The organism is Aurantimonas sp. E1-2-R+4 (assembly GCF_036549515.1).
Lineage (GTDB): Bacteria > Pseudomonadota > Alphaproteobacteria > Rhizobiales > Rhizobiaceae > Aurantimonas > Aurantimonas coralicida_A.
The window spans coordinates 1-14,612 of sequence record NZ_JAZHLK010000042.1; the positions used below are offsets into that span (position 1 = coordinate 1).

Annotated in this window: 13 protein-coding genes and 1 riboswitch; of the genes, 1 reads left to right on the top strand and 12 read right to left on the bottom strand. The window is 65.0% G+C overall.

Features of this window, described 5'->3' with window-relative positions:
* The 12 genes from VQ045_RS16645 to VQ045_RS16700 form a co-directional block, all read right to left on the bottom strand.
* On the bottom strand, positions 1–1,679 hold a 1,679-nt coding region (locus VQ045_RS16645; RefSeq protein ID WP_331830901.1), incomplete at its 3' end, for a methyl-accepting chemotaxis protein.
* A gap of 487 nt (positions 1,680–2,166) precedes the next feature.
* On the bottom strand, positions 2,167–2,946 hold the full coding sequence (gene thiD / locus VQ045_RS16650) for a bifunctional hydroxymethylpyrimidine kinase/phosphomethylpyrimidine kinase (protein WP_331830902.1): 780 nt from the start codon (positions 2,944–2,946) through the stop codon (positions 2,167–2,169).
* A complete protein-coding gene (locus VQ045_RS16655) occupies positions 2,943–3,587 on the bottom strand; it encodes a thiamine phosphate synthase (protein WP_331830918.1) in 645 nt (214 codons plus the stop codon). Before VQ045_RS16655 ends, thiD begins: the two co-directional genes overlap by 4 nt.
* A gap of 26 nt (positions 3,588–3,613) precedes the next feature.
* Positions 3,614–4,384: a thiazole synthase gene (locus VQ045_RS16660; RefSeq protein WP_327646070.1), complete on the bottom strand. Its 771-nt coding sequence runs from the start codon at positions 4,382–4,384 to the stop codon at positions 3,614–3,616.
* Positions 4,385–4,394: 10 nt separating this feature from the next.
* Positions 4,395–4,592, bottom strand: coding sequence for a sulfur carrier protein ThiS (gene thiS / locus VQ045_RS16665; RefSeq protein WP_327646068.1), 198 nt, complete (start codon positions 4,590–4,592; stop codon positions 4,395–4,397).
* Positions 4,589–5,566, bottom strand: a complete 978-nt coding sequence (thiO, locus tag VQ045_RS16670; protein ID WP_331830903.1) for a glycine oxidase ThiO — start codon at positions 5,564–5,566, stop codon at positions 4,589–4,591. The genes thiS and thiO overlap by 4 nt, the downstream gene beginning before the upstream one ends.
* A 4-nt stretch (positions 5,567–5,570) precedes the next feature.
* Positions 5,571–7,385 (bottom strand): phosphomethylpyrimidine synthase ThiC, encoded by a 1,815-nt coding sequence (gene thiC, locus VQ045_RS16675; protein ID WP_331830904.1) that lies wholly within the window; start codon positions 7,383–7,385, stop codon positions 5,571–5,573.
* Positions 7,386–7,536: 151 nt separating this feature from the next.
* Positions 7,537–7,654, bottom strand: a riboswitch (TPP riboswitch).
* Between the two features lie 91 nt (positions 7,655–7,745).
* Positions 7,746–8,657 (bottom strand): carbohydrate ABC transporter permease, encoded by a 912-nt coding sequence (locus VQ045_RS16680; RefSeq protein ID WP_442879889.1) that lies wholly within the window; start codon positions 8,655–8,657, stop codon positions 7,746–7,748.
* Between the two features lie 4 nt (positions 8,658–8,661).
* Positions 8,662–9,594 (bottom strand): carbohydrate ABC transporter permease, encoded by a 933-nt coding sequence (locus VQ045_RS16685; protein ID WP_327625250.1) that lies wholly within the window; start codon positions 9,592–9,594, stop codon positions 8,662–8,664.
* Positions 9,595–9,716: 122 nt separating this feature from the next.
* Positions 9,717–11,033, bottom strand: a complete 1,317-nt coding sequence (locus VQ045_RS16690; protein WP_331830905.1) for an ABC transporter substrate-binding protein — start codon at positions 11,031–11,033, stop codon at positions 9,717–9,719.
* A 138-nt stretch (positions 11,034–11,171) separates the two neighbouring features.
* Positions 11,172–12,236, bottom strand: coding sequence for an ABC transporter ATP-binding protein (locus VQ045_RS16695; RefSeq protein ID WP_327625248.1), 1,065 nt, complete (start codon positions 12,234–12,236; stop codon positions 11,172–11,174).
* 330 nt (positions 12,237–12,566) lie between these two features.
* Positions 12,567–13,481 carry a D-alanyl-D-alanine carboxypeptidase family protein gene (locus tag VQ045_RS16700; protein WP_327646066.1) on the bottom strand — a complete coding sequence of 305 codons (915 nt, stop codon included), beginning with the start codon at positions 13,479–13,481 and terminating at the stop codon, positions 12,567–12,569.
* A gap of 240 nt (positions 13,482–13,721) precedes the next feature.
* On the opposite strand from VQ045_RS16700, the gene VQ045_RS16705 reads away from it, so the two are divergent.
* Entirely contained in the window at positions 13,722–14,606 is an 885-nt protein-coding gene (locus VQ045_RS16705; RefSeq protein WP_331830906.1) for an SMP-30/gluconolactonase/LRE family protein, read from the top strand.
* The last annotated feature ends 6 nt before the right edge of the window (positions 14,607–14,612 follow it).

The window sequence follows — 14,612 nt, forward strand, 5'->3', positions numbered from 1 at the left end:
GCCGCGTTCTGCTGCGTCACCTTGTCCATCTGATCGGCCGCGCCGGAGACTTCCCTGAGGCTGGTCGCCTGCTCCTTGGCGCTCACCGCGATCGTCGCGATCAGCTCGGCCATTGAACTCACCTCGGCGACGATCTCGTCCAGCGACTTGCCCGAGGCCGTCACCAGCTCGACGCCGCTCTCCACCTGGCTGCGCGAGGTCGCGATCAGCGTCTTGATCTCCTTGGCCGCCTCGGCAGAGCGCTGGGCCAGCCCGCGCACTTCCTGGGCGACCACCGCAAAGCCCTTGCCGGCTTCACCCGCCCGCGCCGCCTCGACGCCCGCATTCAAGGCGAGGAGGTTGGTCTGGAAGGCGATTTCGTCGATCACCGAGATGATCTGGTTGATCTGCTCGGAGGATTTCTCGATCTGGCTCATCGCCGCCACCGCCTGGCCGACGATCTCGCCGCCCTTTTCGGCCTTGCCGCGGGCGGAACTCGCCGCCGTCTGCGCCTTGCCGGCGCCCTCGGCGGTCTGGTTCACCGCCGTCGTCACCTGGCCCAGCGCCGCAACCGTCTCTTCCAGGCTGGCCGCCTGCTGCTCGGTGCGCTGCGACAGGTCGTTCGAGGCCGTGTTGATCTCGGCGAGACCCGTGCGGATCGAGCCGATCGAGGTGACGACACCGCCGATTGCCTCTTCAAGGCTGGCCACGCTGTCGTTGAACTTCGCCCGGATCGGCTCGAACTCCGCCGCCACCGGTTCGGCCATGCGCACCGTCAGATCACCGTCCGACAGCCGCTCGAAGCCGACTTCGACCATGCCGACGAAGGTCCGCAGATCCTCGGCCTTGGAATTGTCCAACGCCGCCTGGCGGTTCTTCGCCTGTTCCTGGTCGATCCGCGACGCCTCGGCCTCGCTCTCCAGACGCTCCTGCTCGATCGCCGCCTGCTTGAAGATCTCGACGGCCGCAGCCATTGCCCCGACCTCGTCCTTGCGATCTGTTCCCGCTATCACAACGGTCTTGTCTCCGTCCGCTAGCCGCCGCATCACTTCGATCATGGCGTTGATCGGAGACGCTATTGAACGGGACAGAACATAGCCCATTATTGCCGCGATTAGCAGGGCGACCGTCGCACCAAGGAAGAGCGTCATTTCGGCAGCCAACGTCGCGGCATGCTTTTCTTCCATCCGCGTAGTGACGATCTGTTCCTGCGCTTCCTTGATCTCCGCCACGATGCCTCGCGCCTCGGCCAAGGTCGAGGTTGTGGTCAGATCGATCGCTTGCTGTCGCGTCATCGGGTTTCCGGCAAGGGCGATCTGCCGCTCGGCCGATTGCGCCTGCCAGTTCGTGACGAATGCCTCCAACCGATCCAGACGCGCCAGTTGCTCCGACGATACGGTGTTGCCACGGAAGAAGGCGGCACTTTCCAGAAAATCGGCTTTCGCCTTCTCATAGGCCTTGGTGAATTTGTCTTCGCCCGTCAAAACGAAGCCCCGCACGGCGTTCTGCTGCTCCACCATCGTTTCGAGGATGACCTCCGCCTTGACGTTGAGGCTGAAGCTCCGCTCGTTCGCGGCAACGCTCGCCTGAACGGATTCCAAATCCCTGTAGACCAGATAGTTCGCGACCACCGTGGTCACGATAATCGCGGCGAACGCGATCAAAAGTTTCCGCGAGATGCGAATGTTGTTCAACGTCATTTTTCTCTCTCTTCCCGCGATAACGCGAGTAGTACTGTCGGTCAGCCTATCGCTTTGGATTGGTTAACAACCACTTAACCAGATCGGCGCTCACCGAGCGGAACGTGTTCCGCCGGCAGGTGTGTCTTGCCGCTCGCCAAAACTTCAGCCTTGAGGGGGATCCTTTCTGAGACAGGGGCAACATCGTCGAAATTGATTACGAATTCGTTCTTGGGAGCCTGCTCGGATGCCCCTGTGGCGTCCTTCCGGAAAGATCGAATCCGATAGTATTATGATAAGAAATGAAGATTTTTCGGAAGACTTAGGGAAACATTTCCAGCCCTTATTCGGCAGGTATTTGCCTCGTCCGGAGATTGCGCCGAAACACGACCCGCCTTCATCGGAGGGAGAAATGGTATCCAGGCCAACTTTACGACGAATCCGGAGAATGTCGTTCCGCAACCCTGCCAATCGGGAGGAGAAAGATCGGCCGCCGAAGCAAAGACGGTCATCCGATATGCGCGTTCTCTTTGACGACCGCACGTTCAAACCATTCGTCCATCTGGATCTTCCCACTGCGGCAAGATGTCGCGAGGGTTTCGCCACTCGCCAGAGCGATAGCAATCCGCGTCGACAGCATGCAGCCGGTGCCGCGAATCGCGACCGGGCGACGCGGCGAGGCGAAGCGATCCGGCGTGTCGCCGCCGGACTGAAACAGCAGATCCACCGCGGCGTCGCCTTGGTCATGGCCGCCCTTGACGAGCACAGCCTTTGTGCCGGCCCCAAGGAGGACGCCCGCCTGCTCCGCGATTGTGGCCGGAGGCTCGGCGTCCAAGATCGCCGCCGCCAGAATTTGAAGCTCGGGCAGATTCGGCGTCAGCAGGGTTGTCAGCGGGAGTATCCGCTCGAGAAAGACCGCCATCGCCGCATCGTCGAGAAGCCGATGGCCGGAACTCGACGCCACGATGGGATCGACCACAACCGGGAGGCCGCGATATGCGTTCAACAGGTCGGCGACCGTTTCAACCGCGGCAACCGAGCCGAGCATGCCGATCTTGATGGCGCCGACTGTCCCATCCTCCAGCGCCAGCCGGATCTGCTCGCGCAGAATGTCCGGCGGAACCGGATGGATGACAGTCACCTGACGGTCGGATTGCGCCGTCACCGCGGTGAGTGCAAACCGCAGCGTGGCGCCGAGATGGTGCGCGGCGCGAATGTCCGCGGCGATCCCGGCCCCGCCCGAGGAATCCGAGCCGGCGATCGCCAGCACCACCGGCGAGGCGCTCAAGCGCTGTCCGTCCCTGCCGCTTCCGCCTCGCCGCCCGTGCGCCAGCGCCTCGTTGCCGCGATCCATTCGCGGGTCCGCGCCTCCGGGTCGGCGTTTCGGGTGATGTCGGTAACGACGGCGGCGCTGTCGGCACCGTTCGCGAACACCTCACCGAGCCGCGCGACGGTGAGCCCGCCGATCGCCACCAGTGGTATGTCGCCGATCACCGCCCGCCAGGCGGCGAGCTTTGCCGGGGTCTGCGGCGCCCAATTCATCGCCTTCAGAAAGGTCGGCCAGATCGGCCCGAGCGCGACATAGTCGGGTTCGGCGGCCAGCGCGGTTTGAAGCTCGGCTTGGTCATGGGTCGACAGGCCGAGCTTCAGCCCGGCCCGGCGGATGGCGGCACGATCGGCGCCGGCCAGATCCTCCTGGCCGAGATGGACGACATCGCAGCCCTCCTCGATCGCCAGACGCCAGTGGTCGTTGACCACGAGCTGGCAGGCATTGGCCTCGCACACGTCCCTTGCGCGGCGAATTTCGGCGCGCAGCCGCCGCGCGTCCATCGCCTTGGCTCGCAATTGCACCAGTCTGACGCCAAGCGGCACCAGCCGCTCGACCCAGTCGGCGTCGTCGACGATCAGGTAAAACGGATCGAGCCCGATCCGCGTGCCCCCATCCATTGTCGCGCTCATGCCAGCAGCGCCCTGCCCAGCACCGGCGTCGACGGCGCGGCCATGTCGCGCGGCTCCAGCGCGCCCGCCTCGTAGCCGAGTCGCCCGGCCTCGACCGCCAGCGCGAAGGCCCGCGCCATCGCGACCGGATCGCCGGCCTTGGCGATTGCGGTGTTGAGGAGGACGCCGTCGAAGCCGAGTTCCATCGCCTCGGCCGCATGCGAGGGCACGCCGAGACCGGCGTCGACGATCAGCGTCACCTCCGGAAAATGCGCCCTGAGGCTGCGCAGCCCATAGCGGTTGTTGAGGCCCCTGGCCGAGCCGATCGGTGCGCCCCAGGGCATGAGGACGCGGCATCCGGCTTCGATCAAGCGTTCGGCGGCGACGAGGTCCTCGGTCGTATAAGGCAAGACCTCGAACCCCTCGGCGACGAGGATTCGCGCCGCGTCGACCAAGCCGAAGAGATCGGGCTGCAGCGTGTCGGCCTCGCCGATCACCTCCAGCTTGACCAGCGTGGTGTCGAAGATCTCGCGGCCCATCTGCGCGGTCGTCACCGCGTCCTTCACCGTATGGCAGCCAGCCGTATTGGGCAGCACCTGCACGCCGAGATCGCGGATCAGGTCCCAGAAGCCCTGCCCGGCCTTCGCTCCGGCACTCTCGCGGCGGAGCGAGACGGTGACGAGTTCCGCCCCGGAAGCGCGCACGGCGTCGGCCATGATCGCCGGCGACGGATAGAGCGCGGTGCCGAGCATCAGCCGCGAGGCGTGGTGGCGTCCGTAAATGTCCATCGACAATCTCCTAGCCTCCCTGCATGGGCGCGACGATTTCGATCGCATCGCCGTCGACGACCGGTGTCGCCGGTCGGTCCTCTTTCGCCACGAAATCACAATTGCGCGCGGTGGCGACGACCGCGTCCGCCAGCCCGAGTTCGACCAGAAGAGCATCGAGTGTCGTCGCCGCGACCTCGCGCGCCTCGCCGTTCAGCTTGATCGTCACGCCGCAACCCTCCCGCTCTTGCCGAGGGCGAGATCGGCCGCCCGCCCCGCGACATCCGGCGCCAGCAGAAATCCGTGGCGGTAAAGACCGTTGACCGAGATCACCCGTCCCTGCCGCGTCACCCGTGGCAGGTTGTCGGGAAAGGCCGGCCGAATCCCGACGCCGGTCTCGAGGATCTCCGCCTCGGCGAAAGCCGGGTGCAGCGCGTAGGCGGCCGACAAAAGCTCGACCGCCGAGCGCAGCGTGATCGCGCCCCGGTTTTCGCTCTCGATCATCGTCGCGCCGACCATGAAGATGCCGTCCACACGCGGCACGACGTAGATCGGCTGACGCGGATGCAGGAGACGGATTGGCCGCGACAGCGACACCTCGCCCGTCCGCAGCAGCACCATTTCACCGCGCACGCCGCGCAGCTCCGGCAAGGTCTCGCGGGCGGCAAAACCACGGCAATCGATGACCGTTTCGAAGCCCGCGGACGCAGCGCGCCCGTCCTCACCGAAATGGAATGCGACCCCCATCCCCTCCAGCCGCCGGGCCAGCGCCTTCAAGGCGCAGCGCGGGCACAGATGCGCCTCTTCCGCAAACAGCAGCCCTGCCTGGAACCGCCCGGCGAGGCTGGGTTCCAGCTCGGCGATTTCCTCGGCGCCGATACGTTCGAAATGGTCGGTGCGCCGGGCGAAACGGTCGAGCTCCGCCCGGTCGCGCGGCGGCGCGAGGACCAGGCTGCCCTGCCGCGCCACACTGGGAACGCGGGCCGCCCACCAGTCGGCGGCGCCGGCGCCGAGCCGGACCACCTCGGCCTCGGCGCTTTCGCGCTCGCACCACGGCGCCAGCATGGCGCCGGCGAGACGCGACGCCGCACCCTCGCCGATGGCGGCGCCACGCTCGAACACCGTCACCGAAGCGCCCCGCTCGGCGAGCACGGTGGCCGAGGCCAGCCCCGCGACGCCGGCGCCGAGAACCGCGATCGGCATCGGCCTACTCCGCCGCCTCGCCGGCCGCGTTCGCCGGCATATAAAGGTCGCCGCCCTCACGGTATTTGCGGGCCATCTCCTCCATCCCCTCTTTCTGCGCCTCGGCGCGGATATCGTGGGAGATCTTCATGGAGCAGAATTTCGGGCCGCACATGGAGCAGAAATGCGCCGTCTTGTGCGCCTCCTTGGGCAGCGTCTCGTCGTGCAGCGAGCGCGCCGTTTCCGGATCCAGCGAGAGGTTGAACTGGTCCTCCCAGCGAAACTCGAATCGGGCCCGCGACAGCGCGTCGTCGCGCAGCTGCGAGGCCGGGTGGCCCTTGGCGAGATCGGCGGCGTGGGCGGCGATCTTGTAGGTGATCACCCCGACCTTGACGTCGTCGCGGTCGGGCAGGCCCAGATGCTCCTTGGGCGTTACGTAGCAGAGCATGGCCGTGCCGAACCAGCCGATCATCGCCGCGCCGATGCCGCTGGTGATATGGTCGTAGCCCGGCGCGATGTCGGTGACCAAGGGCCCGAGCGTATAGAACGGGGCCTCGCCGCAGACCTTCATCTGCAGATCGACATTTTCCTTGATCTTGTGCATCGGCACATGACCGGGCCCCTCGATCATCACCTGGCAGTCCTTGGCCCAGGCGATCTGCGTCAGTTCGCCGAGCGTTTCCAGTTCGGCGAACTGTGCCTTGTCGTTGGCGTCGGCGATCGAGCCGGGACGCAGGCCGTCACCGAGCGAGAAAGACACGTCGTACATCCGGCAGATGTCGCAGATTTCCTCGAAATGCTCGTAGAGGAAGCTCTCCTTGTGGTGGTGCAGGCACCATTTGGCCATGATCGAGCCGCCGCGAGAGACGATGCCGGTGACCCGCTCGACGGTGAGCGGGATGTGACGCAGCCGCACGCCGGCATGGATGGTGAAATAGTCGACACCCTGCTCGGCCTGCTCGATCAGCGTGTCGCGATAGACCTCCCAGGTCAGATTCTCGGCGATGCCGTCGACCTTCTCCAGCGCCTGGTAGAGCGGCACGGTGCCGATCGGCACCGGCGCGTTGCGGATGATCCACTCGCGAATGTCGTGGATGTTGCGACCGGTCGACAAATCCATGACCGTATCGGCGCCCCAGCGGATCGACCAGACCATCTTCTCGACCTCTTCGGCCATCGACGAGGTCACGGCCGAATTGCCGATATTTGCGTTGATCTTGACCAGGAAATTGCGCCCGATCGCCATCGGCTCGAGTTCGGGATGGTTGATATTGGCGGGAATGATCGCCCGCCCCGAGGCGACCTCGTCGCGCACCCATTCGGGGGTGATGAAATCGGGGATCGTCGCGGAGAACGGATGGCCGTCCCGCTCCAGCTCGGCCTTGGCCTGCTCGCGCCCGAGATTCTCGCGGATCGCGACGAACTCCATTTCCGGGGTGACGATGCCGGCGCGGGCATAGGCGATCTGGGTGACGGCCTTGCCGCCCTTCGCCCGCAGCGGCGCATGGGAGACGGGAAAGGTGGGAACGCGCTTGGCGTCGGAGGTGACGCCGTTGTCTTCCGGCCGGACCACCCTGCCGGCATAGTCCTCGACGTCTCCCGCGGCGAGCGTCCAGTCCCGCCGCTTGCGGGGAAGGCCGGCGGCAATATCCGTCGTTGCCGTGTCGTCCGTATAGGGGCCGGAGGAATCATAGACGGTGACCGGCGGCTCGCCGGCGGTCGGATGCACCGAAATTTCGCGCATCGGGACGCGTACTTCGGGGTGGAGTGTCCCGGCGCGCCAGATCTTGCGGGATGCAGGCAGCGGGCCGCTGGTTACGGTGGGTGTCAGGGCGTTCATAGGCTCTCCTGTTCGACGAGGAGATCCAGTTCCGCGGTTTGGGTAAGATTGGGCCGTTTCACACCGGGGGTTTCCCGATGCCTCTTCCCGATTGTCGTCGCCAGAGAACGCGCCGCGTAGGCGGCGGGTCGTCAAAGGGGAGAACGGATCGGGAAGCGGCTCACTCCATCCCTACGCCAGTGTCAACTGGATCAGGTTCGTAGGGTCGCCGCGCGCTTCTTGAGCCGTCGGCCTCTCAGTTCCTTGCCGGAACTCCCCTTGGACGAGCGAACGCTATCAATTCAGCGGCCAAAGTCAACGGCGATCTGCGCCGACCCGGAGACCGGACCGCCAAATGTCGTGAAAGCACCGCCGAAGCGCCTATTCCTTCACCGCGCCGGTCATCGACGAGACGTAATAGTCGACGAAGAAGGAGTAGAGGATGACGACGGGGAGCGAGCCGAGCAGAGCCCCGGCCATCAGCGCCCCCCATTCGTAGATGTCGCCGCGCACAAGCTCGGTCAGCACGCCGACCGGGATTGTCTTGTTCTCCGACGAGGAGATGAAGGTCAGCGCGTAGATGAACTCGTTCCAGGACAGCGTGAAGGCGAAGATGCCGGCGGAGATCAGGCCGGGCACGGCCAAAGGCAGCACCACCTTGGTCAGGATCTGCCAGCGCGTCGCCCCGTCCACCAGCGCGCTCTCTTCCAGCTCGAAGGGGATGGTGCGGAAATAGCCCATCAGCAGCCAGGTGCAGAACGGGATGAGGAAGGTCGGATAGGTCAGGATCAGCGCCAGCCGGGAATCGAAGATGCCGACATTGAAAACGATGAAGGCGAGCGGAATGAACAGGATCGACGGCGGCACGAGATAAGCGAGAAAGATCAACAGACCGGTGACCCGCGCGCCGGTGAAGCGCACCCGTTCGATCGCGTAGGCGGCGAAGACCGAGGCGGCCAGCGCAATCGCCGTCGAGGCAACGGAGACCAGCATGGTGTTCCACAGCCAGCCCGGATAGGAGGTCTCGAAGAGCAGGAAGCGGATATGCTCGAGCGTCGGCTTGACCACCCAGAACGGGCTATAGTCGGTATAGTTGGTCAGCTGGTGGTTCGGTTTTACCGCCGTGATCGCCATCCAGTAGAATGGGAACAGCAGCACGAACACGAACACCGCCAAGGGCAGATAGACCACGAGGATGCGGCGCGGCAGCGAGTTGAACTGCTGCATGCCTTCGGTGTCGTCATGCACGGCGACGGTGCGGCCGGGAAGCGTTTTTTGGCTCACGGGGGTCATCTCCTCAGTCGGCCGCGCCCTGCTGCCATTTGCGTCGCTGTAGCCCGAAGAACGAGAACAGGATCGCGGCGAGCAGGAAAGGAATCATGGCGACGGCGATCGCCGCGCCCTCACCGAGCTGGCCGCCGGGAATGGCGCGCTGGAACGAGAGCGTCGCCATCAGATGCGTCGCGTTGACCGGGCCGCCGCGCGTCAAGACGTAGATCAGCTGGAAATCGGTGAAGGTGAACAGCACCGAGAAGGTCATCACCACGGCGATGATCGGCGTCAGCAGCGGCAGGGTGATCTTGGTGAAACGCTGCCACGGCGTCGCGCCGTCGAGCGCCGCGGCCTCGTTCAGCGATTGCGGGATCGTCTGCAGCCCCGCGAGCAGCGAGATCGCCACGAACGGAATGCCGCGCCAGACATTGGCCGCGATGACCGAGGCGCGGGCCTTGTTCGGATCGCCGAGGAAGTTGATCGGCGTGTCGATCCAGCCCCACTGCATGAGCACCCAGGAAATGATCGAGAACTGTGAATCGTAGATCCACCAGAAGGCTAGCGCCGACAGGACTGTCGGCACCACCCAGGGCAGCAGGATGATCGCTCGGAAGAAGTTCTTGAACGGCAGGCGCTCGTTGAGGATCAGGGCCAGCCAAAGGCCGAGCACGAACTTCAGCACCGAGGCGACGAAGGTGTAGAGGACGGTGTTGTAGACCGACAGCCAGAACACCGGATCGTCGAACAGCCAGGCGTAGTTTTCCAGACCGACGAAGACGCCGGTGCGACCGATGGTCGTATCGGTAAAGCCCAGCCAGACGCCGAGCCCGAGCGGATAGGTGAGGAAGAACAGCAAGAAGATCGCCGCCGGCAGCATGAACAGCAGCCCGAGGCCGTTCCGGCTTTGCACGAACCGGCGCAGGATGGATGGCCGCGGTACCGCCTGGACGCTCGACATCGCTTGCTCGTTCCTCTTTTGCTGCCCGGCCCACGGGATCGGGTAAATCACGCCACATCGCTGCGGTCTTGATGGTCGAAAACGCCAAGGGGCGCCAGCGATCGCCGGCGCCCCTCGTTTGGTTAGCGGTAGTAGCGGGCGATACGCCGCTCGGCGTTGGCGATCGCCTCTTCGGCCGTCCGTTGACCGGTGACCGCCTCCGCAAACATGTCGACGACCACATAGTCGGCCATCACGCCGGCCGACGAGGGTCCGAGCGGCCCGGCAAAGCCGTTCGGGCGCAAGCTCGCCGACGCCTTGGAATAGGGCTCGTGGATCGGGTCCGAGGTCCAGATCGGATTGTCGGCGAACGCCTTCAACGGCTGGCAGCAATAGGCGCTGGCACCCTGAATCCAGGCGTTCATCTGATCGGGCTGGTACATGAAGGCGATGTAGGCCTTGGCCGCCTCCGGGTATTTGGTGTGCTTGAAGACGTTGATCGTCGAGGTCTGGTGCAGTTCCACCGACTTGCCGACCGGACCGATCGGCAGGTTGGTCGTGCGCATGTCCTCGGCGATCTCCGCCATCGCGGGGTCTTTCTTGGCGGCGTAGTAGAGTGAGACTCCGTTTGCCGTCAGCGAGATCTGTCCGGCCAGAAAGGCGCGGTTGTTGTTGATGTCGAGCCAGCTCTCGGTGCCCGGGATGAAGGTCGCGTAGAGCGCCTTGGCGTATTCGATCGCGGCTTTGGTCTCGGGGCTGTCGATCGCCGGCTTACCACTCTCGTCGACGGTCATGCCGCCATGGCTCCACAACAGCCAGTGCGCGTAGTTGTTGCCGTCGCCGACGGCCTTGCCGTGCGGGAATCCGGCGGGCGTGCCCTTGGCCTGCATCGCTTTGCAAAGCTCGAGGAAGCCGTCGGTATCTTGCGGGAACTCGTCGAACCCGGCCGCCTTCATATGGCTGTCGCGATAGCAGATGGCGTTGCCGATCGCGGTCAGCGGGACGGCGATGAACTTGTCGCCCTGCTTGGCGTAGCCTTCCAGGCCCTCGTACCAGCCGCCGCTCTGCTCGCCGAGCGCGGTGGCGACGTCGGTGACGTCGACGAGCTTGTCGGGATACTGGAACGGATCGTCGAACCAGCTCATCACCATATCGGGGCCGGAGCCGACATTGGCCGCGACGGCCGCCTTGGGACGCACGTCCTCCCAGCTTTCCTGGTCGATCTGGACCTCGACGCCGATCGCCTCGGTAAACGCCTTGGTGTTGGCGTTCCAGGCTTCTTCCTCACCGGACACGAACGGCACCCAGCGAAGCAGCCTGAGACTTGCGCCCTCTTCCGGCTTGAATTCCGGCATGGCCCCTTGCGCGAAGGCGCGGCCATTTCCGAGCATTCCGCCGAATGCCGCGCTCGCCGCGAGGCCCGCCGTACCCTGTAGAAGTGTTCTGCGATTGATCGTCATTGCTATCTCCTCCTCTTGAGCGGAAGCGCTCCCTGCACTCTCCGTCGGCGGCCTCCCGCTGCCGCGACGGTCTGTCTGGCTTAGTCTCTCATTGTTGGCATCGACAGGCCGCTTAGGCCAGACGCGTGCCGACTGAGATCACTCCGAGACGCGCGCCCCGGACTTGGCGTCGAACAGATGCACCGCGTTCGGGTCGATCGACACCCGCAGCTCGTCTCCCGGCCCTTCGGAAATGCGCTCACGGAAGACGCAGATTATCTCGGTCTGGCCAAGCTTGGCGATGACGTGGGTCTCGGAGCCTGTCGGCTCAACCACCTCGACCTTGAGCGGCACGTCACCGCCGAGGCTCATCCCCTCCGGTCGCACGCCGTAGATCGTCTCGCGTCCAGGCTCGACCTTGCCCGGCCGCGCGATCGGCAGTCGATGTCCATCGCCCGTGACGAAATATGTTCGGTCGTCCGGATCGGCCGCGCCGGTCACCATGTTCATCGCCGGCGAGCCGATGAAACCAGCGACGAAAAGATTGTCGGGACGGTCGTAGAGCTCCAGCGGCGTGCCGACCTGCTCGACGATCCCGTCGTGCATGACGACGATCTTGTCGGCCATGGTCATCGCCTCGATCTGGTCGTGGGTGACGTAGACGGTGGTGGTCTTCAGGCGCTGGTGGAGATTCTTCATCTCGGAGCGCATCGAGACGCGCAGCTTGGCGTCGAGATTCGACAGCGGCTCGTCGAACAGGAACACCTGCGGCTCGCGCACGATCGCCCGCCCCATGGCGACGCGCTGGCGTTGGCCGCCGGAAAGCTGGCGCGGATAACGGTCGAGCAGATGGGTCAGGCCGAGGATTTCGGCGGCGGGCTTGACCCGGGCTTCGATCTCGTTCTTCGAGGCACCCTTCAGCATCAACGAAAACGCCATGTTCTCCGCCACGGAGATGTGCGGGTAGAGCGCATAGTTCTGGAAGACCATGGCGATATCGCGGTCCTTCGGCGGCAAGGCATTGACCACCCGGTCGCCGATCAGGATCTCACCGGAAGAGATGTGCTCCAGCCCCGCGAGCATGCGCAGCAGTGTCGACTTGCCGCAGCCCGACGGGCCCACCAGCACGACGAACTGCCCCTCCTCGATATCGATCGAGACGCCATGCAGCACTTCCACCGGACCGAACGCCTTGCGCACGTCCCGGAACGTCACCGATGCCATTCGCTTCCCCACAATGGATTCTTTTCGTTGCCGGCATACTGTCCGCTTCGGCCACACAACGCAATCGGGCCTGTCGCCTTTCGTATACCTTAATTGCAAAACGCTACGATCTGCGGGCTTTTGCAAGCGATTTTTGTCGATCAGCGTCCGGTGATCGAAGAATCCACTGTCGACCCCGCCGGGGCATCCCGTCAATGGCGGATTCCCGTTTGCCGTGCGGGATCAGCCGGCCGTTGCCGGGCCAGAGCCTCGAACGGCGAGAAAACCAATGTCGTAGCTGTCATATTGCCGGATCGCCGGACTTTTCGCGAAGCCGGCCGGGCGCCAGACTCAGCGCTCGGCGAACTGGGCAGCGCCGAGATATTGGTCGATCAGCGCGGCCACCTTGGCGTCGCGTTCCTTGCCTTTTTCGCCGCCCATCACGACGACGATGATCCGGCGTCCGCCGCGCTTGGCGGTCGCGACGAGGTGGAAGCCTGCGTCGCGGATATAGCCGGTCTTCAAACCGTCGACGCCAGGCACCTTGCCGAGAAGCTTGTTCGTCGCCTTGAAGCTCTTGCCGCCATATTCGAACTCGGTCACGCTGAACAGCGGCGCATACTGGGGAAAGCGCGACAGCAAGGCGCGGCCGAGCGTCGCCATGTCGCGCGCCGTGGAGATCTGGCGCGGATCGGGCAGGCCGGAGGCGTTGGCGAATTGCGTCCGGCTCATGCCGAGGGAGCGGGCCTTCGCCGTCATCGCCGCCGCGAAACCATCTTCCGAGCCGCCGAGGTTTTCCGCGATGACGGTCGCGACGTCGTTGGCCGACTTCACCGCGATCGCCTGGGCGGCGTCGCGGACGCGGATCGTCGATCCTGCTTTGAGGCCGATCTTGGCCGGCGGCTTCGACGCCGCGTTCTCGGTGACGACAAGCTCGCTGTCGAGCGAGAGGCGACCCTCGCCGATCGTCTCGAACAGCAAATAGAGCGTCATCATCTTGGTCAGCGAGGCCGGATAGCGCAGGCCGTCGGCCGCCTCCTCGTAGAGCGTGCGGCCGCTGGCGTAATCAAGGACCAGCGTGGACTGCCCGCGGATCTCCGCTTCGCCGGCGAGGGCACTGGCCGCGCGTGGCCCACTCGCTGACATCAAGCCGGCGGTCGTCAGCTCCGTCGACTGGCAGGCGACGAGCGACAGCGCGAGGAGCGCGGCGATCGTCGCTTTGAAGGGCGCGACAAGGCCGGGCCGGGCGAAAAGGCGGAACGTCACTGGGGCGGGGCTCTCGATTGGCTTGCCGGGAGCTAGTTGGCCACGGCGCTGTCTGTCAAACTAACCCTGCGATCTTGAATCTTGTTTAACGACCAATGTGTTGCGGAGGGCACATTGGAGCGACGAGCGCCGGGACGTGTCTTGTCCCATCTCGGGCTCGTCGCGCCGGATCGACAGGGCCGGATCGACAGGGCCGGGCGAACGGGCCATTCTTGGTTGATAGAAAAGTCTGGACCGCCGATGACCGACGCCGAAATTTCCGTCAGCCTCTATTGCGACATCGCCTGCCAGCTGGGCGAGGGTCCGACTTACGATCCGGCGACCGGCACGGCGTGGTGGTTCGACATCGAGGGCCGATCCCTGCTGGAAAAAGGCGGAGACGCGGCGGAAGCGACCGTCCATCCCCTGCCTTTCATGGCGAGCGCCCTCGCCGTCGTCGATGCCGAGCGCCAGCTGATCGCGGCGGAGGATGGCCTTTATCTTCGCGAGACGGCGACCGGGCGGCTGTCGCTGCATCGGCCGCTGGAGGCCGACAATGCGGCGACGCGCTCGAACGACGGCCGCGTCCATCCGTCCGGCGCGCTGTGGATCGGCACCATGGGCAAGGCGCACGAGAAGGGCGCCGGTGCGATCTACTGGTATCGCGGCGGCGAATTGCGGACGCTCTATTCCAACGTCACGATCCCGAATGCGATCTGCTTTTCGCCCGACGGGCGCCTCGCCTATTTCACCGACACCGCCATCAACCGTCTGATGCGCGTCGCCGTCGAACCGAAAACCGGCTTGCCCACCGCCGAGCCCACCCTGTTCTTCGACCAGCGCGGCGGCAAGGGTGGGCTCGACGGCGCGATCTGCGATGCCGACGGTGTGATCTGGAACGCGCGCTGGGGCAATGGAACGGTCGACGCCTATTCGCCGGAGGGGACGCGCCTCCGCACGATCGCAATCGACGCCCGGCAGGTCACCTGCCCCTGCTTCGTCGGCCCGAAACTCGACCGGATGATCGTCACCTCGGCCTGGTCCGGCCTCTCGGAAAAATCGCGTAAGAATGACCCGCATGCCGGCACGACCTTCCTCATCGACCTTCCGGTGCGGGGCCGCCCTGAACCCAAAGTCCTGCTATGACGAAGC

Excerpts from the sequence above, each read along its gene's own strand:
- VQ045_RS16695 (WP_327625248.1), bottom strand. The coding sequence starts at position 12,236 with ATGGCATCGGTGACGTTCCGGGACGTGCGCAAGGCGTTCGGTCCGGTG.
- VQ045_RS16660 (WP_327646070.1), bottom strand. The coding sequence starts at position 4,384 with ATGGACATTTACGGACGCCACCACGCCTCGCGGCTGATGCTCGGCACC.
- VQ045_RS16705 (WP_331830906.1), top strand. The coding sequence starts at position 13,722 with ATGACCGACGCCGAAATTTCCGTCAGCCTCTATTGCGACATCGCCTGC.
- VQ045_RS16690 (WP_331830905.1), bottom strand. The coding sequence starts at position 11,033 with ATGACGATCAATCGCAGAACACTTCTACAGGGTACGGCGGGCCTCGCG.
- thiC (WP_331830904.1), bottom strand. The coding sequence starts at position 7,385 with ATGAACGCCCTGACACCCACCGTAACCAGCGGCCCGCTGCCTGCATCC.
- thiO (WP_331830903.1), bottom strand. The coding sequence starts at position 5,566 with ATGCCGATCGCGGTTCTCGGCGCCGGCGTCGCGGGGCTGGCCTCGGCC.
- VQ045_RS16680 (WP_442879889.1), bottom strand. The coding sequence starts at position 8,657 with ATGACCCCCGTGAGCCAAAAAACGCTTCCCGGCCGCACCGTCGCCGTG.
- VQ045_RS16685 (WP_327625250.1), bottom strand. The coding sequence starts at position 9,594 with ATGTCGAGCGTCCAGGCGGTACCGCGGCCATCCATCCTGCGCCGGTTC.